Source organism: Gordonia insulae, from assembly GCF_003855095.1.
Lineage (GTDB): Bacteria > Actinomycetota > Actinomycetes > Mycobacteriales > Mycobacteriaceae > Gordonia > Gordonia insulae.
This window is the reverse complement of sequence record NZ_CP033972.1, coordinates 3555627-3573147: the sequence shown is the minus strand read 5'-3', so window position 1 is coordinate 3573147 and position 17521 is coordinate 3555627. Positions and strand designations below refer to the sequence as shown.

Sequence of the window (17521 nt, the reverse complement as noted above, 5' to 3'; positions counted from 1 at the left end):
GACACGTCGCCGTGGGGTGGCCGTCACACCGACAGGCGTCAGGTCGACCACGTACCCTTGAACTCGTGCAACGCCAGATCGTCGACTACGCCCTGCAGAGGAGGTCGCGGCTGTCCGATGTCCATTCCGGACGGACCGCCATGGCCGACGTCTGCGACGCGAGTCCGTATCTGTTGCGTGCGGCCAAGTTCCACGGACGGCAGTCGTCCACGCTGTGCCCGATCTGCCGGAAAGAGCAGGTCACGCTGGTGTCCTGGGTCTTCGGAGAGAAGCTCGGCCAGGTGTCCGGTTCGGCCCGGACCAACGAGGAGATCGCCCGGTTGGCGACGTCGGCCGAGGAGTTCTCGGTGCATGTGGTCGAGGTGTGCCGCACATGTAGCTGGAACCATCTCGTCCAGTCGTACGTTGCAGGTTTGCCGCCACGTTCGTCGCGTTCGCGACGGGTGGCGAAGTAACTTCCACGAGCCTGCGCGACCGGACAACTTTTGCCCGGGTACCCCCGCGTGGGTCACAGTGGTGTGCAAGCCGAATGACGGAGATGGATTTGTGAGTAGCGCTGAACTGGTCGGGCGCGGAGATCGGATGGTGGGTCGATGAGCAGCACACGCGGTACATCGCCGACCCCGCGCGGTGGTGCCCGGAAGACAGGGTCACCGGCCGATGAGCCCACGCGCCGCCGGCAGAAGTGGCTCGCCTGGGGCCTCGGCATCATCGGCGGCATCGTGCCGGCGATCGCTCTCATCGGCATCCTCGCCTTCATGCTGACCTACGTCGGTGCCTCGGTTCCCGCTCCCGGCGACATCAAGCAGAACCAGGTCGCGACGATCACGTACTCCAACGGCAAACCCCTCGCGCGGGTCGTACCGCCCGAGGGCAACCGCACCGACGTCAAGATCACCGAGATCCCCAAGGCCATGCAGGATGCGGTGATCGCGGCCGAGGACCGCGAGTTCGCGAGCAACTCCGGTTTCTCGGTCCGTGGTCTGTCCCGGGCGGCGATCGGCCAGGTCACCGGCAACGGTGGTGAGGCCGGCGGTGGGTCGACCATCACCCAGCAGTACGTGAAGAACGCGCTGGTCGGCGACGAGCACAGCTATGAGCGCAAGTTCAAGGAGCTGGCGCTCGCGACCAAGATGTCGAACGAATGGTCCAAGGACGACATCATGGCCGCCTACCTCAACACCATCTACTTCGGGCGTGGCGCCTACGGTGTGTCGGCAGCGTCGCAGGCCTACTTCCGCAAGGACATCAGCAAGATCGACACCGCCGAGGCCGCAGTGCTGGCCGCGGCGATCCGGTCGCCTTCCTACTACGACCCGGAGATCAATCCGGAGGCCGCCGAGGCCCGCTGGAACTACGTGCTCGACGGCATGGTCGCGACACGGGCCCTGTCGCCCACCGAGCGTGCGGCGATCAAGTACCCGAAGGTGCCCGCGGCCCGCGCCACCCAGTCCGACGAGACGCCCGGCCCGAACGGACTCATCAAGCGGCAGGTGCTCGCCGAGCTCGGGGCGCTCAACATCTCCGAGCAGCAGGTCCGCACCGAAGGCCTCAAGATCACCACCTCGATCGATCCGCAGGTGCAGAAGTCCGTCATCGATGCGGCCAACGACAAGCTCCAGGGTGAACCGGACAAGCTGCGTACCTCGATCGTCTCCGTCGACCCGCGGACCGGCGGCGTCAAGGGCTACTTCGGTGGCAACGACGCCAACGGCTGGGACTACGCGCAGGCCGGCTTGCAGACCGGTTCGTCGTTCAAGGTCTTCGCGCTGGTCGCCGCGCTCGAACAGGACATCCCGCTGTCGAAGGTCTACAGCTCGGCGCCCTACGACGGCCCCGGCGGTCTGACCGTGGAGAACTCCGACGGCGAGAGCTGCGGCTCGTGCAACCTCGCGACGGCGATGAAGATGTCGCTGAACACGGTGTACTACCGGCTGATGATGGATCTCAACGGGCAGGCCAAGGCTGTCGCCGACGCGGCGCACAAGGCCGGTGTCGCGGAGAGCTTCGGCGACATCCAGCAGACACTGCAGGAAAAGAACGGTGGCATCGAGGGCGGTGTCGTTCTCGGCCAGTACCCGTCGCGCGTGCTCGACATGGCCTCCGCATACGCGACCTTGGCCGCATCCGGCGTCTACCGGGCCCCGTTCTTCGTGCAGAAGGTCGAGACGTCCTCCGGTGACGTGTTGTTCGACCGGCAGCCCGAGCAGGGCGAACGCCGCATCCCGGCGAAGGTCGCCGACAATGTCACGGCCGCGCTCGAGCCGATCGCCGGCTACTCTAACGGCAACTCGCTCTCCGATCCGACGCTGGGTTCGCGCCCGTCGGCAGCCAAGACCGGCACCGCGCAGCTCGGCGACACCGGCCAGAACAAGGACGCCTGGATGGTCGGCTACACGCCGCAGTTGTCCACCGCCGTCTGGGTCGGTACCGATCGCGGGACCGCGCTGACCAACTACAGCGGCTCCTCGATCTACGGCAGTGGATTACCCGCGCAGATCTGGAAGGCCACGATGGACGGCGCCCTCGAGGGCAAGCCGATCCAGCAGTTCCCCGAACCGCAGTCGGTCGGTGGCCAGGCCGGTGTGCCTTACGAGCCACCGCCGGTGACCTACGACAACTCGCCCCGCACACGGTCGCCGCGCAACGGCGACGGCCCCACGCAGCGCTTCCCGGGCGGTGGCAACGGTGACGGCAACATCACGCTCGCTCCCGGCGTGACCATCCCGCTGCCGGGCAACGCGGCACCGGGTGACGGCGGTCAAGGCGGCGGCGGTCAAGGTGGTGGCCAGGGCGGTGGTGACTCCGGCGCGGGCGGTGGTACCGGTGGTGACACCGGTGGCGGCGACACCGGCGGTGGCGGAGATGTTCCGGAGCCCCCGGCGCTGAACTAGTCCGGCGACCGTGGCAGAGGACGATGCGTACCCCGGTGCCCGGGGTGACGACATGACGGGCAGGAATCCCGACGAGGATGAATCGTGGGATGCGCCAGGCGTTCTCGCCACCGATCGACGAATCGACGTCGACCGTGTACTGCCGTCCCACACCGACGCCGTGGTTCGTGACGCGTCAACCGTGGTGGGTGGGCCGGTCGGGCGACATGCCGCGATCGGCCGGAGCCGGACGTGGACACCGCTCCGAATCCTGTTCGCGCTCGCCCTGTGCGCGTTGGCACTCGGCTGGTTCGGCAAGGCGGGCTGTCTCCAGCAGGCGCCCGCCGACGGCAACTCGGCCGCCGGCACCGCCCTGCGGCTCGACTGGGACAACCAGCGCCAGTACACCAACCTCTGCTACTCCGATGTGATCGGTCTCTTCGGCGCCGAGAAACTCGACGAGGGCGCCTTCCCGTATCGCACCTACTGGTTCGAAGAAGGTGCTGACGGCCGGCAGGTCAAGCGCTACATGGAGTACCCGGTGGTCACCGGGATGTACATGTACGGCGTCGCCTGGGTTGCGCAGCAATGGGATTCGGCGCATCAGAAGTGGGGTGTGCCGGGTGCTCTGGAGGTCGTGCTGTTCTTCGATCTCGCGGCCCTCGGTCTCGCACTCTTCTGGCTCGTGACCATCTGGGCCACCTCGCGCACCGCCCGCACCCGGGTCTGGGCGACGTGGATGGCGGCGCTGTCGCCGTTGGTCATCGTGCACATCTTCACCAACTTCGACGCCATCGCGATGGCCATGGTGGCCTTGGCCCTGCTGTATTGGGCCCGTCGAAAGCCATGGCTCGCCGGGGTTTTCATCGGGTTGGGCACCGCAGCGAAACTCTATCCGGCGCTGCTGCTGGTGGTGTTGCTGATCTTGTGCCTGCGCGCCGGCAAGGTGCGTGAGTTCGCGCAGGCGGCCTCGGCGGCGGCACTGGTGTGGGTGGCGGTCAATCTCCCGATCCTGATCGCCTACCCCAACGGGTGGTGGGAGTTCTTCCGCTACAACCAGGGCCGGGCCGCCGAACGCGACAGCGTGTACCGGATCATCAGCGACGCCGCCGGGTTCACCTGGAACATCGACGTCCTCAACGCGTTGTCGTTGGGTCTGCTGATCGCGGTGATCGTGGGCATCGCGTTCATCGGCCTGCGCGCACCGCAGCGGCCGCGGGTGGCGCAGATGGCGTTCCTGATGGTCGCGGGCTTCCTGCTCGTCAACAAGGTGTGGAGTCCGCAGTACTCGCTGTGGCTGGTGCCGTTGGCCGTCCTGGCCATCCCGCACACCCGACTGCTGTTCGCGTGGATGTTCGTCGACGCCCTGGTCTGGGTGCCGCGGATGGCGCTCTATCTCGACGCCGACCGTCGCTGGCTGCCCGAGCAGTGGTTCACCGTCGCGATCGTTCTCCGGGCACTGATGGTGATCGTGCTCTGCGTCGTGGTGGTGTGGCAGATCTGGCATCCCGAGGACGACCTGTACCGCCGACGACCCGATGAGCCCGGTGAACTCCTCGACGACCCCGCGGGCGGCGTCCTCGACGGCGCACCCGACCGGATCGCGATACCCGGTCGGCGGGCATCCGACCGCGCTCGTGACACTCCGCCGGGGACCGGCCCTGTCGAGGATCCGCAGCGCGTCCGCTTACGATTCTCGCCATGGCGAGCACCAACTCGAGGCGGGCCCGGGCGGGACGGCGACGACAACGTCGGATGCGCAACGCCGGCAACGACTTGAGCGTCGCGCAGTGGCAGGAGATCAAGGACGCGTGGGGCGGCTGCGCCTACTGTGCCCGCTCCGACACCCCGCTGCAGAAGGACTGCATCCAGCCGTTGTCGGTGGGCGGCCGCTACACGCGGCTCAACGTCGTGCCCGCCTGCCGCTCGTGTAATGCCAGCAAGTGCAATTCCGAGGTGACCGGCTGGATGCGACGCAAGAAGCTCGACGAGGAGGCCTTTCTGCGCCGCGTGATCGCGGTGTCGGCCCTGCTGACCGCGGAGCCGGGTCCGGACCCATCTGCCGAGGTTCTTCAGTAGGGTTCGAGACATGGGCGACGTGCAAGCGCTGGTGGCGCATCAGGACGACGAAGGCAACATCGACCTCGTGCACGAGGCCGTGGACGAGAGTTTCCTACCCGACGGTGACGTCGAGATCGCGGTCGAGTACTCGGGCGTCAATTTCAAGGACGCACTGGTGGTCACGCCGAAAGGCGGGGTGGCGCGGTCGTATCCGCTCATCCCGGGCATCGACCTCGCCGGCACCGTACGCTCGAGCACTTCGCCGGAGTTCGCGGTCGGCGATGTCGTGGTCGCCCACGGCTACGACATCGGCACCGGCCGGCACGGTGGCTACGCGGATACCGCTCGACTGCCCGCGGACATGGTGGTCAAGCTCGACGGATTGTCGGCGGCCGAGGCCGCGGCGATCGGTACGGCCGGCTTCACCGCGGCGATGAGCGTCGACGCTCTCACCTCCCATGGGATCACGCCGTCCGACGGTCCGGTGCTGGTGACCGGGGCGACCGGTGGCGTCGGCAGCGTGAGCGTGGATCTGTTGGCAGCGGCCGGCTACGAGGTCATCGCGTCGACCGGCAAGTCCGACGCCGCCGAACTGCTGCGATCGCTCGGTGCGTCGGAGGTCATCGGCCGGGTACCGGAAGAAGGCGAGAAGGTCCGCGCGCTCGGCAAGTCGCGCTGGGCGGCGGTCGTCGACTGTGTCGGCGGCACCACCCTCGCCTACGCCATCAGCACACTCGAGTACGGCGGGGTGGTCGCGGCATCGGGACTGGCCGGCAGTGCTGACCTGCCGACGACGGTCCACCCGTTCATCCTGCGCGGCGTCACCCTGGCCGGCATCGATTCGGTTCAGTTGCCCATCGGTCGACGTCGCGCCCTGTGGGGTCGGCTCGGCGCCGACCTCAAGCCCCGGCATCTCGCCGACGTCACCACCGACGTCGCCGTCACCGAACTGCCGAAGTCGATCAAGAAGATCCTCGGCGGCGGAATCACCGGACGCACCCGTGTCATCGTCGCCGGCGAGTTCTGATCGGGGATTGGCCGTGACCGCTCCCGGGTACTGACACGACATGTCCGACCGAGCAGAGCACATCTCCGACGCGACCGCCGAGGCCGTGGGCAAGCTGTCGGAGGCACTGGAGTACGTCGAGCGTGCGCGTGGACACCTCTACAGCTTCCATCAGCTCATCGGCCACGCGGACGGCGTTCTGGGCGAGGCCGTCGAGGCCCTGCGCGCGGACGGTCGGACCGAGGCCGCCGACCTCCTCGAGACCGAGATCGTCGGCCGCAACGTGATCGACGGGCGCTGGACCTTCCAGGTCGTGGAGGAATTCGACGACACGTACTGGGGTCCGCTGCGCGACACCGAGAAGCAGATCCGCGACGACGTCGCCGACGGGGTCCGGCACCTGTACGAGGCGCGGATGAAGGAACGTCGACGCACGCACGGTCACCCCGATCACACGGAGAAGCCGTAGCGCGGGAGGAGTCCTGAAAAGCGCCCCAGAAATGTGCCCTCCGCAGAGCCACCATCGACATAGTGCTCACGGCCGCTCCCTCGAGGGTGCATTTCTGGGGCGCTCTTGCGGGCCTGCCCGTCACCGGCCCGCGGGTCTACCGCCCGATCCGCGCGAGCAGCCGGTCCCGCGCGCCGGGCCAGTCGTCGTCGGTCATCGCGTACAGGGCCGTCGTCCGCCAGCCCTCCCCGAAGCGGCGATGCTTGCGGAGGAGACCTTCGAAGGTTGCCCCGAGCTTGGCGATGGCGGCCCGCGATTGCGCGTTGCTCTCGTGCGTGTGCCACACCAGCCGGACCGCCCCGCAGTCCTCGAACGCGTGACGCATCAGCAGGTACTTCGCCGTCGGATTGATCGCGGTGCCCTGTACGGATTCGGTGTAGAAGGTGTAACCGATTGCCGCGGTGAGGTTTCCGGGATCGATGTCGTAGTAGCTGGTGGTGCCGACCAGCCGGCCGTCGGTGTTGTCGACGACGGCGTAGGCGATGCGCCTCGAGGGATCGGCGAGCGCGGCTTCGATCCACGTCCGGCTCGACGACACGTCGGTCGGTACGCCGGGCACCCAGCGGAACCGCTCGGGATCGCCGACGACCTCCGAGAGCGCCTCGGCGTCGTCGACGGTGAACGGCCGCAACGTCACTCGGCCGAGCGCGAGAGTCGCGGTGCCCAGCCAGGCGCTCACGCGGGCGCGGGTACCAGGTCGGGTTCGGTCGCCGGGCGCGGTCGACGGCCGAAGGACGCCAACGGTTCCCGCAACGGTGCGCGGACGAAGGCGACGATCAGATACGCCAACAACACCGCATGCACCCACACCCCGACGTTGACGCCGGTGATCACCCACCACTGCATCGGCGAACCCGACGTGTAGATGCCGAACAGCCGGAAGATCGTCAGATCCAGAGCGAGGTCGGCTGCCAGGTACGCCGCGATGACCGGCCAGCGGACCTGCAGCAAGACGAAGAACGGCAGAATCCACAGCGTGTACTGCGGCGAGTGCACCTTGTGGAAGAGCATGAATCCGGCCAGCATCGACGCCGAGACACCGATCCACGGGTAGGCGCCCGCGCGCCGGTAGACGCGCCAACCCAGGTAGACCGACGTCGCGAATGCCGCGACGATCAGCAGCGGTGACAGCAGGCCCACGAGTGTGTTGTAGGTGTCGTTCTGTCCGCCGGTGAAGTGACGTAGTCCCCAGTACCAGATGGAGTTGGTGTCGACGTCGGACTTGCGTTTGCCCTGGAACGAGAGCGCCGCCTTCCAGCCGTCGAACCCGAGCACCATGAACGGCAACTGGATCGCGATCACGGTCAGCGTCGCCGCGGCGGCCACCCATGCGGCACCGACCCAGTCGAGCGTGCGCCGCGCCGCCGGGACGTCGTCGGTACCCGCGCCCCGGGTGAGGACATAGATCGCCAACGGCAGGACGAAGAAGCCGGGATAGAGCTTCAGGCAGAACCCGATCGCGAACAGGATCGCCGCGAGGATGGCCGCGGTCCGCAGCGACAGTCGTCGTTCGCCGGTCCGCGGGCCGATCGTCGAACCCCACGCCATCACCGCGACCGCGCCGACCGCAGTGGCCACCACCGGCAGTTCCCAGTTGTGGAAGGCGTAGAGCACCAGCGGGGGTGTGGCCGCCCACAGCAGCACCCACCAGCGGGTCATGAACGCCAGCATCACGGTGATCGCGAGTCCGAACGGGACGAGCAGCCACACCGAGTGCTGGAAGAACTCAGTGTCGGTGTGCGCGCCGATCGCGCCGAGCCACATGAACATGCCCGAGAGCACCGGGTACTCGACGACCCCGCCGAACAATTTGCCGTCCGGGGTGATGCCGCCGCTGATGTAGGGGAAGACATGGTTGTTGATGTCGCGGCCGATCCACAGATACATCAGGTCCGAGTAGCAGGGGATCGCCGCGTTCGGGTCGCCGACCGGCCAGTGCGCGCTGCGCCCCTCGGCGAGGAACGGGGGGCCGCCGCAGACGATCTTGGCCTGGTAGCTCCACAGCATCGCCAGGCACGACGACAACAGTGAGACCAGCAGGATCAGTGCCATCCGGCCGCGGCCGGCCAGGCTGCTCGTGAGGCGGGACGACCCTGCCGGGCGTGCTACAGGGGCGTCGGACATGGCCTAGAGGGTAGGTGCTGGACACCCGATCTCTCCAATCCGAGCGGGTGGGAGTGGTCAAAGGCCAGCCCCACCCGACGACGATTTCGCTGGTCAGACCTTCGTCGTGTATCTTGGAGCGGTTGCCGACGCAGGCGACCCTCCTGCCACGGACAGTCCGTGGCCGACCTAGCCCATAGGAGGTGATGTGGTCTTATGCGTCACTACGAATTGATGGTCATTCTCGATCCGAATCTGGACGAGCGCACCGTCGCACCCTCTCTCGATACCTTCCTCAACGTTGTCCGCAAGGATGGCGGCACTGTTGATGGTGTTGACATCTGGGGCAAGCGCCGTCTCGCTTACGAAATCCTCAAGCACAACGAAGGCATCTACGCCGTCGTCGATCTCAACGCCGAGCCCAAGACGGTCACCGAACTCGACCGTCAGCTGAAGCTCAACGAGTCTGTTCTGCGCACCAAGGTCCTGCGGAAGTAATCCACAGTTCCTTGATCGACGCCTATGCAGTCGGTGCCGGGCTCTAGGGTTGAACCCAGCGTTTGACCCAACGAACCGGTGCACGTCGATCAACGAGTGCCCAACCACGACCCAAGGGGAGACACATGGCGAACGACACGGTCATCACCGTCATCGGAAACCTGACCGCTGATCCGGAACTCCGGTTCACGCCGTCGGGCGCCGCGGTGGCCAACTTCACGGTGGCCTCGACACCGCGCACCTTTGATCGTCAGACGAACGAGTGGAAGGACGGCGAAGCGCTGTTCCTCCGCTGCAACATCTGGCGTGACGCGGCCGAGAACGTGACCGAGAGTTTGTCCAAGGGAACCCGGGTCGTCGTGCAAGGACGCCTGAAGCAGCGGTCTTACGAGACCAAAGAAGGCGAACGTCGCACGGTGGTGGAACTCGAGGTCGATGAGATCGGTCCCTCACTGCGGTACGCCACCGCCAAGGTCAACCGCGCATCGCGCGGTGGCAGCGGTGGCGGCGGCGGTTTCTCCTCGGGCGGTGGCGGCGGAAGCCGCAGCGGCGGAGGCGGAAACCAGCAGGTCGCCGACGATCCGTGGGGCAGTGCGCCCGCGAGTGGATCGTTCGGCGGGGGCGACGACGAACCACCTTTCTAGAAACACACTGGAGTACCAATGGCTAAAGCTAAGAGCACGCGGAAGCCGCGCGTCGAGAAGGTCACCAAGACCAAGGCGTGCAGCTTCTGCAAAGACAAGAAGGCTGTCATCGACTACAAGGACACCGCACTGCTGCGGCGCTTCCTGTCCGACCGCGGCAAGATCCGTTCGCGCCGCGTCACGGGCAACTGCGTCCAGCACCAGCGCGACGTCGCGGTGGCCGTGAAGAACTCGCGTGAGGTGGCCTTGCTGCCCTTCACCTCGACCGGACGCTGAGCGGGAGGAGAGCTGATATGAAACTCATCCTCACCGCCGCCGTGGAGAACCTCGGCGAAGCAGGCGACACCGTAGAGGTCAAGGACGGCTACGGCCGCAACTACCTGCTGCCCCGCGGCCTGGCCATCAAGGCCACCCGCGGCGCGGAGAAGCAGGTCGAGGGCATCCGCCGGTCGCAGGAGGCCCGCGAGGTCCGCGGTCTGGAGCACGCCAACGAGCTGAAGCAGGCCCTCGAGGCCCTCACTGCTGTCTCGTTGGGCGTCAAGACCCACGACTCGGGCAAGCTGTTCGGCTCGGTGACCGCCGCCGACGTCGCCGGTGCGATCAAGTCGGCCGGTGGCCCGGTCGTCGACAAGCGCAGCGTCGAACTGCCGAAGGGGCACATCAAGGCCACCGGCAGCTACCCGGTCGTCGTGAACCTGCACCCCGAGGTGCAGGCCAACGTCGAACTGGCTGTCGTCGCCGGCTGACACAGCCGACACATCGGCCACGAAGGCCGGGCGGATCTGATCCGCCCGGCCTTCGTCGTCTGCGTAGTGCCGCCACGCGGTGCGCGCACACGGCCGAGTATTTCGCGTAGTGCTCTACGCATCCGCTACTCCCGAGGGCTCCGTAGTTTCACTTCTGCGAGTTCATTCCGGGGGGGCCGGATCGGCCGCAACGGAGCGCAACGTCCACCGGACTCGTGAACTGACACAAACGTTCACACCAGGAGACGTCTGCCATGCTCATCGCCCTCGTCATCGTCGGCGCTGCGATCTACGTCCTCACCTTCTTCCTCCAACCCTCGCTGGACTACGACGGACATGAGGCCCGACAGTTCATTGCCGCCCGGGATCGTGCGGCGCGCAGGGAACTTCGGCGTCAGGAGAGGTCGGCTCGGCGTGCCGCCGCACAGGCGCCGGCCGAAGTGCCGCGCCGCTCTACCGTTCGACCCACCCGCGCCTGGGTGTTGGACTTTGCCACCCAGATGCGGTCGATCCTCTGAACTCGTTGTGGTGCAACGAGTTCAGAATCAACGCGGCGGAGCGGGTGTGGCGGGCAGCTGATTCCAGTACTGCAGGCGAGGCGGTAGCTCGCGCGGCGCCGGATTGGGACTGTGCGCGGTGTCGCCGCTCGGGAAGAAGAACTTGTGCCAGCCGGGGGTGAAGATCAGCGCCCGCGAGCCGGTGCGGCAGGCGGCCGTCGCGGGTCGAGGCGCGGTACAGGTCACGCCGGCGATGGTGACCCGCTTCCCGACCGGCAGGGTCGGCGCACGGAAACCCGACGGTGCGCCGAAGCGGTAGTTCGACCAGTCGGGGATCCGCCACGGACCCTGCTGGTCGCCGGAGATCGCCGCGCCACGCACGTCCCGGGGTGCCGTCGCGGGGCGTCCCTGGCAGCCGACGTAGCGGTAGTCCGGGCCGATCTGACACAACCAGCCGCCGATGCGGAGGAAGGCACGTCCGTCGTCGGAGTAGGCCACCGGGCGGAACTGTGCGCCGCCGACCGGTTGATAGCGCGTCAGATCGAACTCGACGGGCATCGTCGGCCCGGGAGGGGGAGCCGCCGAGGCGGCGCCCAGGGGCGCGGTGAGGGCCAGCCCGACCACCGTCAGAGCGACGGCGAGCCGACGCCATCGTCGATCGGCACGCGAACGTCCAAGCACCTGTGTCCCCACGACGGACATTGGATCACAGGGACACGCCGACGGGCGCCGAACGACGCACATTTCTGGACGCCCGCCCCACAATCACATTTGGGCACCGTTGTGATCAGCTGTTACCTGGGTCACATCAAATGTTTACCCAGTTGTTGGTCGCACGTTGTTGAACCCTTGACCGCAACACGCCGAACGGCGCTCTCACCGTGACACGCCGAACCAGTTTTTCCGTCCGCCTGTGGAAACTTTTCAAGGCGCTGACCTGCAAAGAGATTTTTGCTCACAGAGCAATTCCCCAGTTTGTACACAGGGGGTGCACAACGCTTCCCGCAGCGTCCACAGACCGTCCACAGTTTGCTGACAGAGTTGTGCACAGTCCGGTTTGGGCGGGATGGACACGACCCCTAATGTGCTCCGACAGTGCTTCTTGAGATGACTGCGCGAGCTCGCCGGCGGATTTGTCGGTGCACGTGGCTATCACGGAAGCACGACCGACGTCGGCGGCGCCAGCAGCCGACGCCACACAGAGTCGGACCCACTCGAGGTCGAGTGGTGCAAGTACTGCGAGAGGTTTGACACGCGTGGCAGTTGTCGATGACCGCGGGCATGACCCAGGCCACCTGGAGTCGGTGCCCGGCGGGCGAGCAGGGCGCGGGGACGATGGGGTCCCCGCCGAGGACTTCGGGCGGCAGCCGCCGCAGGACATGGCTGCTGAGCAGTCGGTCCTGGGCGGCATGTTGCTGTCCAAGGACGCGATCGCCGACGTGGTGGAGAAACTCCGCCCGGCCGACTTCTACCGGCCGGCACATCAGGCGGTCTACGACGCCATCCTGGAGCTGTACGGCAAGGGCGAGCCCGCCGATGCGGTGACGGTCGCCAACGAGCTCGAGCGGGCCGGTGAGCTCCGTCGGGTGGGTGGCGCACCGTATCTGCACACGCTGATCTCGACGGTGCCGACCGCGGCCAACGCGGGCTACTACGCTGAGATCGTCGCGGAGAAGGCGATCCTGCGTCGCCTGGTGACCGCCGGAACACGCATCGTGCAGTTCGGGTACGCGGGCGCCGACGGTCAGGACGTCGCCGAGGTCGTGGACCGGGCGCAGGCCGAGGTCTACGAGGTGACCGAACGCCGCACCGCCGAGGACTACGTGCCGCTCGAAGAACTGCTGCAGCCGACGATGGACGAGATCGACTCCATCGCCTCGCGTGGTGGTATCTCGCTGGGTGTGCCGACCGGCTTCGTCGATCTGGACAAGATCACCAATGGCCTGCATCCCGGACAGATGATCATCGTGGCGGCGCGGCCGGGTGTCGGCAAGGCGCTTGCGCTCGACACCCCGCTGCCGACCCCGACCGGCTGGACCACGATGGGCAAGGTCGCCGTCGGCGATCAGTTGCTCGACGCCCGGGGTCGCCCGACGCGGGTGGTCGCCGCCACCGAGGTGATGACCGAACGGCCGTGCTACGAGGTCGAATTCAACGACGGCACCATTCTCGTCGCGGACGAACAGCATCAATGGGTGGCCGACATCGACGGGAAGCGTCAGACCGTCACCACCGACGGTCTGCGCGCTCACGTCGGGTGTGCGGTGGTGCGTAACACCGAGCCGCTGGATCTGCCGCGCAAGCGGTTCGCCTACGGGCCGTACACCGTCGCCGCGCTCGCCGGGATGGCGTTCGACGACCCGGAGATCGCCATGCGGATCGACGCCGAGGGGCCGGTCGACGTGATGACGTTGATGGCCGATCTGGGTGGGCGCATCCCCTTCGACTATCTGCGGGGGTCCATCGCGCAGCGTCGAGCACTGCTCGCGGGGTTGCTCGACGCGCGTGCCACGGTCGACGACGACGGCTGGATCACCGTGCCGGCCGCCACGCGGCACATGACCGCCGTCGTCGCCGACCTGGTGGCCGGACTCGGCTACAACTACAAGCGCTCGGCCACCGGCTGGCTGCGTGTCGACGCCGATGACGATGTCTTCACCGTCCATCACAAGGCGGTGCGGCACAAGGAACTTCGTCGTCGAGCGGGAGTGCGTCGGCTGATCGCGGTGCGCCCGGTCGACAACGTGCCCGTGCGGTGCGTGCAGGTCGACAACGACGACCACATGTACCTCGCCGGTGAGGCGATGGTGCCCACCCACAACTCGACGCTCGCCATGGACTTCCTGCGGTCGTGCTCGATCCACAATCAGCAGACCAGTGCCATGTTCTCGCTGGAGATGAGCAAGACCGAGATCGTCATGCGCCTGCTGTCGGCGGAAGCGAAGGTCAAGCTCGGCGACATGCGTGGCGGCACGATGAGCGACGACGACTGGACCCGGCTGGCCCGCCGCATGGGTGAGATCTCCGAGGCGCCGCTGTTCATCGACGACTCACCCAACCTGACCATGATGGAGATCCGGGCCAAGGCACGGCGTCTCAAGCAGCGCCACGACCTGAGACTCGTCGTGGTGGACTACATGCAGCTGATGACCTCCGGTAAGAAGGTCGAGTCACGTCAGCAGGAGGTCTCCGAGTTCTCCCGCCAATTGAAGTTGCTCGCAAAGGAACTCGAGGTTCCGGTGGTTGCGATCAGTCAGTTGAACCGTGGTCCGGAGCAGCGGACCGACAAGAAGCCGCAGGTGTCGGATCTGCGTGAGTCGGGATCACTAGAACAGGACGCGGACATGGTCATCCTCCTTCACCGACCAGACGCTTTCGAGCGCGACGACCCGCGAGCCGGCGAAGCCGACATCATTCTGGGCAAGCACCGTAACGGTCCGACGGCGACGATCACCGTTGCGCACCAACTGCACCTGAGCAAGTTCGTGGATATGGCGCGGGGCTAGGCGCATCACCACGAACGTTCCGCGGAACGTCACGCGGCAGCGAGATCGTCGTTGGACTGCCGTGCTTTCCACGCCCACGCGGCGTACAGGACCTCGGTCGCGTAGCCCGCGTCGAGGTGACGTCCGGGGCTGATCGGCAGCACTGCGTCGTCCTCGATCGTCGTATCGGCTTCCCATCCGTCGGGTTTGTGGCCTGCCGGGGCTTGCTCGATGGTCGACCCGTCGGATCTGTGGAAGCTGAACAGTTGGCCGCCAAGCGATTTGATCGCGAATTCCCCTCGATGCAGCGCGCGATGGTGAGCAGAGCACAACAGGATCAGGTTGTCGGGGGGCGGCGGGCCGGCGACCACGTCTGCCGCTCGGAGGCGGGCCGACCGTCACACATACCAGGGCGGCTCACGAGGATCTTCGTCCTCGACGACGTCGATGCGGGAATCGGCAAGCACATCAGCAATTGCCGCCGAAGTCCCTCCGATGCTGGCGAAGTGCGGATCGACGTCGCGAACCATGCACCAGGCACGGTCGGCCGGCCACACGAATGCCGGAACAGGAAGGTGAGAACCGAGTCCCTCGCGCTCGTCCTCGTCCCATGCGATCAGATCGGCGTTGCCGCGTAGCAAGTAGTACGAACGGACAACAGAACCGCGGTCGTCTGCGAGGTCGACCTTGGCGGCTCCCAGTCCGGTGCACAGCGATGCCACGTCGGGCCAGCCGTCCCAGATCAGGTAGAAGCAGTCGGTCGGAGTGGTCGTGTGACGCGCGAGGTGCGCTACCGCGACACCCATCTGCCAGATCTCCGACGGCGCAGGGCCTCCGAGGTCCGGAATGGTCGCGTCACTTTCGCGTTGGCCGGGGAATTCGGGATCGGGGATGAAGCGCAGACGCGCGTAGCGTGCGTAGCCGATCGGAGCGAGGACTGCGAGGTCGGCCCAGACCTGATCCTGACCGAAGAGCCAGTCGGCCGCCGATCGATCACGGTATGCGTGCACGGTCATCGTCTCTCATACTGACACGCGTCAGCACACCTTCCTGGAGAAGCCGCGGTAGGGCAATCTCCACAGCGTTCCGCGGAACGTTCACCACGCCCCGTCTGCACAAGCCCCTTCTCCACCATGCTCCTCCCCGCCGCGACCACTGCCTCCTCCGACCTCCGTGGCGAGAATCCGAGCATCCCTCGCGCCCTGTCGATCCGAACGATCTTCTGAAACCCCACCTCGGCCGCCGGACCGCGCGCGTCGTCAGAGAACAGAGCCAGAACGCGCAAGGCAAGGTCCGGAATCCGTCGAGTCGGAACTTCCGCCGCGGCATTGCCGAGCGAATCCCGCAGCATTGCAGCCACATCCGACAGTGCCACGGCGGGTTCGCCGCTCGCGACGAGGATGCGTTGACCCGCAGCGCCCGGCGCGTCGATCGCCGCGACATGCGCGCCGGCGACGTCGCGCACGTCGACGATAGGGATGTACACGTTGGGGATGCCGGGCATCTGCCCTTTCAGCAGGTTCTGGATCAAGTGATTCGAGCCCGAGATGTTCTGGCCCATCACCGGTCCCATGACCGCGACGGGCAGCAGCGTCACGAGTTCGGTTGTGCCACCTTCGGTGTGGATGAACTCCCACGCGGCGCGCTCGGCGTAGAGCTTGCTCCGACCGTACGCGTCGACACCCGGGCCGTCGGCGACAGACCAATCCTCCTCGGTGAACGGTGCGTGCGCTCGGCCGTGGCCGAACCCGACCGCGTGAAACGCGGAGGTGAGCACCACACGACGCACCCCGGCGTCGCGCGCCGCGCGCAGCACCCGCAGCGTTCCCTCACGCGCGGGCCCGATGACGTCGGTCTCGTCCTTGACCGCACCGATGTGCACGGGTGAGGCGACATGGAGCACCGCGTCGACGCCATCCATCGCTGCCACCCATCCGGAGTCGTCGGTCAGGTCGGCCTCGACGAAGGTGAGTGCGTCGCCGCGGTTCATGCCGGCGTCGTCGAGGATGCTGCGTACCTCGGCCTCTTTGCGGAGGCTGCGCACGGTCGTGCGGACCGTGTGGCCCCGGTCGAGTAGTCGGAGGATGCAGTGGCCCGCGATGAAACCCGAGCCGCCGGTGACGAGGACAGTTCCGTTGTTCATGACATCCAGGCTGGCGCGATCGCGGCGGTCGGGACAGGTCCCCGCTGACACTGGTAGTGGCAGGGACAGGCTGACAGAGCGGATCCGTGGTTACCGTGGCTGTGTGACCGGCGAACCGAACCTGCTCGGCGAGTACCTGCGTGCTCGTCGCGAACTGGTGACGCCGGATCAGGTCGGCATCCCGTCCCTCACCTCGAGGCGGGTGCCGGGCCTCCGGCGCGAAGAGGTCGCGATGCTCGCCGGCATCAGCGCCGAGTACTACCTGCGCCTCGAGCAGGGTCGCGACCGGAACCCGTCCGACCAGGTACTCCAGGCGATCGCGCGGGTGCTGCAACTCGACGACGACGGCTACCTGCGCTCGCTCGCCTCAGAACGTCAGCGGCGCAGCCCCCGGCGCGCCCGGCGCGAGACCGTCCCGCCGTCCACGGCACGTTTCGTGTCGCAGCTGCCCTACCCGTCGTTCATCGAGGGTCGCTACCTCGACGTGCTCGCCGCCAATCCGCTCGCCACCGCACTGTCTCCGCGGCTGCGCGTCGGCCGCAACCGGCTGCGGGACGTGTTCCTCGACCCCGCCGAACAAGCCCTGTTCTCCCATGCCGACCGTGCGGCCGGCGCGCTGGTCGCCGGCTTCCGCCAGTCGGTCGGCACCGACATCGATGATCCGCGCTACATCGAACTCGTCGGTGAACTCTCGCTCGCCAGCCCACTCTTCCGCACGTTGTGGGCCCGTCACGATGTCGCACCCCGGACCGGCGCCACGGTGACCTTCGACCATCCATCGGTCGGTGAGATCCGTCTGGACCGGGAGAAACTCGCGATCAGCGGAGCCGGCGGCTTGATGCTCGTCGCCTACCACGCGGAGCCCGGATCGGCCGACGCGGAGAAGCTGGGCCTGCTCGGGTCGCTGGCCGAGACCTCATCGCATGAGACGGACCGCAGCGCCAGATGAGAATCCCG

Annotated in this window: 19 protein-coding genes; 13 read left to right on the top strand and 6 right to left on the bottom strand. The window is 67.0% G+C overall.

Translation table 11 applies throughout. The features are described from left to right. Positions 1 to 65: 65 nt before the first annotated feature. The 6 genes from D7316_RS16265 (at position 66) to D7316_RS16240 (ending at position 6409) form a co-directional block, all read left to right on the top strand. Positions 66 to 455 (top strand): DUF5318 family protein, encoded by a 390-nt coding sequence (locus D7316_RS16265; RefSeq protein ID WP_124709175.1) that lies wholly within the window; start codon positions 66 to 68, stop codon positions 453 to 455. A gap of 138 nt (positions 456 to 593) precedes the next feature. Continuing rightward, positions 594 to 2894 (top strand): transglycosylase domain-containing protein, encoded by a 2301-nt coding sequence (locus D7316_RS16260; protein ID WP_124709174.1) that lies wholly within the window; start codon positions 594 to 596, stop codon positions 2892 to 2894. Positions 2895 to 2946: 52 nt separating this feature from the next. Continuing rightward, positions 2947 to 4653 (top strand): glycosyltransferase family 87 protein, encoded by a 1707-nt coding sequence (locus D7316_RS16255; protein ID WP_124709173.1) that lies wholly within the window; start codon positions 2947 to 2949, stop codon positions 4651 to 4653. Continuing rightward, the gene (locus D7316_RS16250) at positions 4575 to 4952 is read left to right on the top strand and encodes an HNH endonuclease (protein ID WP_124709172.1); all 378 of its coding nucleotides are present in this window, start codon (positions 4575 to 4577) and stop codon (positions 4950 to 4952) included. Before D7316_RS16255 ends, D7316_RS16250 begins: the two co-directional genes overlap by 79 nt. 10 nt (positions 4953 to 4962) lie before the next feature. Beyond that, positions 4963 to 5961: an acrylyl-CoA reductase family protein gene (locus D7316_RS16245; RefSeq protein WP_124709171.1), complete on the top strand. Its 999-nt coding sequence runs from the start codon at positions 4963 to 4965 to the stop codon at positions 5959 to 5961. A 40-nt stretch (positions 5962 to 6001) separates the two neighbouring features. Next, positions 6002 to 6409 (top strand): hypothetical protein, encoded by a 408-nt coding sequence (locus D7316_RS16240; protein WP_124709170.1) that lies wholly within the window; start codon positions 6002 to 6004, stop codon positions 6407 to 6409. A gap of 136 nt (positions 6410 to 6545) precedes the next feature. Here the strand turns inward: D7316_RS16240 and D7316_RS16235 are convergent, their stop codons facing one another. Beyond that, a complete protein-coding gene (locus tag D7316_RS16235) occupies positions 6546 to 7127 on the bottom strand; it encodes a GNAT family N-acetyltransferase (protein WP_124709169.1) in 582 nt (193 codons plus the stop codon). After that, positions 7124 to 8572 carry a hypothetical protein gene (locus D7316_RS16230; protein ID WP_124709168.1) on the bottom strand — a complete coding sequence of 483 codons (1449 nt, stop codon included), beginning with the start codon at positions 8570 to 8572 and terminating at the stop codon, positions 7124 to 7126. The genes D7316_RS16235 and D7316_RS16230 overlap by 4 nt, the downstream gene beginning before the upstream one ends. 195 nt (positions 8573 to 8767) lie before the next feature. Between D7316_RS16230 and rpsF the strand changes: the two genes are divergently transcribed. The 5 genes from rpsF (at position 8768) to D7316_RS16205 (ending at position 10957) form a co-directional block, all read left to right on the top strand. Beyond that, positions 8768 to 9049, top strand: coding sequence for a 30S ribosomal protein S6 (gene rpsF, locus D7316_RS16225; protein ID WP_124709167.1), 282 nt, complete (start codon positions 8768 to 8770; stop codon positions 9047 to 9049). 125 nt (positions 9050 to 9174) lie between these two features. Continuing rightward, positions 9175 to 9693 (top strand): single-stranded DNA-binding protein, encoded by a 519-nt coding sequence (locus D7316_RS16220; RefSeq protein ID WP_124709166.1) that lies wholly within the window; start codon positions 9175 to 9177, stop codon positions 9691 to 9693. An 18-nt stretch (positions 9694 to 9711) separates the two neighbouring features. Then, positions 9712 to 9969 carry a 30S ribosomal protein S18 gene (gene rpsR, locus D7316_RS16215; protein WP_124709165.1) on the top strand — a complete coding sequence of 86 codons (258 nt, stop codon included), beginning with the start codon at positions 9712 to 9714 and terminating at the stop codon, positions 9967 to 9969. 17 nt (positions 9970 to 9986) lie between these two features. Further along, entirely contained in the window at positions 9987 to 10439 is a 453-nt protein-coding gene (gene rplI / locus D7316_RS16210) for a 50S ribosomal protein L9 (protein ID WP_124709164.1), read from the top strand. Positions 10440 to 10693: 254 nt separating this feature from the next. After that, positions 10694 to 10957 (top strand): hypothetical protein, encoded by a 264-nt coding sequence (locus tag D7316_RS16205; RefSeq protein WP_124709163.1) that lies wholly within the window; start codon positions 10694 to 10696, stop codon positions 10955 to 10957. Positions 10958 to 10984: 27 nt separating this feature from the next. Here the strand turns inward: D7316_RS16205 and D7316_RS16200 are convergent, their stop codons facing one another. After that, positions 10985 to 11638, bottom strand: coding sequence for a hypothetical protein (locus tag D7316_RS16200; RefSeq protein ID WP_197718249.1), 654 nt, complete (start codon positions 11636 to 11638; stop codon positions 10985 to 10987). Between the two features lie 554 nt (positions 11639 to 12192). Between D7316_RS16200 and dnaB the strand changes: the two genes are divergently transcribed. Further along, on the top strand, positions 12193 to 14442 hold the full coding sequence (dnaB, locus tag D7316_RS16195; RefSeq protein ID WP_124709162.1) for a replicative DNA helicase: 2250 nt from the start codon (positions 12193 to 12195) through the stop codon (positions 14440 to 14442). A 29-nt stretch (positions 14443 to 14471) separates the two neighbouring features. Here dnaB and D7316_RS16190 read toward each other — a convergent pair whose 3' ends face one another. The 3 genes from D7316_RS16190 to D7316_RS16180 are packed head-to-tail and all read right to left on the bottom strand — an operon-like array spanning position 14472 to position 16564. Further along, positions 14472 to 14792 (bottom strand): HNH endonuclease, encoded by a 321-nt coding sequence (locus D7316_RS16190; protein WP_124709161.1) that lies wholly within the window; start codon positions 14790 to 14792, stop codon positions 14472 to 14474. Positions 14793 to 14819: 27 nt separating this feature from the next. Continuing rightward, positions 14820 to 15437, bottom strand: coding sequence for a hypothetical protein (locus tag D7316_RS16185; RefSeq protein ID WP_124709160.1), 618 nt, complete (start codon positions 15435 to 15437; stop codon positions 14820 to 14822). Further along, the gene (locus D7316_RS16180) at positions 15434 to 16564 is read right to left on the bottom strand and encodes an SDR family oxidoreductase (protein ID WP_124709159.1); all 1131 of its coding nucleotides are present in this window, start codon (positions 16562 to 16564) and stop codon (positions 15434 to 15436) included. Before D7316_RS16180 ends, D7316_RS16185 begins: the two co-directional genes overlap by 4 nt. Positions 16565 to 16667: 103 nt before the next feature. Between D7316_RS16180 and D7316_RS16175 the strand changes: the two genes are divergently transcribed. Further along, positions 16668 to 17513, top strand: coding sequence for a helix-turn-helix domain-containing protein (locus tag D7316_RS16175; RefSeq protein WP_124709158.1), 846 nt, complete (start codon positions 16668 to 16670; stop codon positions 17511 to 17513). The last annotated feature ends 8 nt before the right edge of the window (positions 17514 to 17521 follow it).

Excerpts from the sequence above, each read along its gene's own strand:
- D7316_RS16200 (WP_197718249.1), bottom strand. The coding sequence starts at position 11,638 with ATGTCCGTCGTGGGGACACAGGTGCTTGGACGTTCGCGTGCCGATCGA.
- D7316_RS16260 (WP_124709174.1), top strand. The coding sequence starts at position 594 with ATGAGCAGCACACGCGGTACATCGCCGACCCCGCGCGGTGGTGCCCGG.
- D7316_RS16220 (WP_124709166.1), top strand. The coding sequence starts at position 9,175 with ATGGCGAACGACACGGTCATCACCGTCATCGGAAACCTGACCGCTGAT.
- rpsF (WP_124709167.1), top strand. The coding sequence starts at position 8,768 with ATGCGTCACTACGAATTGATGGTCATTCTCGATCCGAATCTGGACGAG.
- D7316_RS16180 (WP_124709159.1), bottom strand. The coding sequence starts at position 16,564 with ATGAACAACGGAACTGTCCTCGTCACCGGCGGCTCGGGTTTCATCGCG.
- D7316_RS16205 (WP_124709163.1), top strand. The coding sequence starts at position 10,694 with ATGCTCATCGCCCTCGTCATCGTCGGCGCTGCGATCTACGTCCTCACC.
- rpsR (WP_124709165.1), top strand. The coding sequence starts at position 9,712 with ATGGCTAAAGCTAAGAGCACGCGGAAGCCGCGCGTCGAGAAGGTCACC.
- D7316_RS16240 (WP_124709170.1), top strand. The coding sequence starts at position 6,002 with ATGTCCGACCGAGCAGAGCACATCTCCGACGCGACCGCCGAGGCCGTG.
- D7316_RS16185 (WP_124709160.1), bottom strand. The coding sequence starts at position 15,437 with ATGACCGTGCACGCATACCGTGATCGATCGGCGGCCGACTGGCTCTTC.
- D7316_RS16230 (WP_124709168.1), bottom strand. The coding sequence starts at position 8,572 with ATGTCCGACGCCCCTGTAGCACGCCCGGCAGGGTCGTCCCGCCTCACG.
- D7316_RS16245 (WP_124709171.1), top strand. The coding sequence starts at position 4,963 with ATGGGCGACGTGCAAGCGCTGGTGGCGCATCAGGACGACGAAGGCAAC.
- D7316_RS16255 (WP_124709173.1), top strand. The coding sequence starts at position 2,947 with ATGACGGGCAGGAATCCCGACGAGGATGAATCGTGGGATGCGCCAGGC.
- D7316_RS16250 (WP_124709172.1), top strand. The coding sequence starts at position 4,575 with ATGGCGAGCACCAACTCGAGGCGGGCCCGGGCGGGACGGCGACGACAA.
- rplI (WP_124709164.1), top strand. The coding sequence starts at position 9,987 with ATGAAACTCATCCTCACCGCCGCCGTGGAGAACCTCGGCGAAGCAGGC.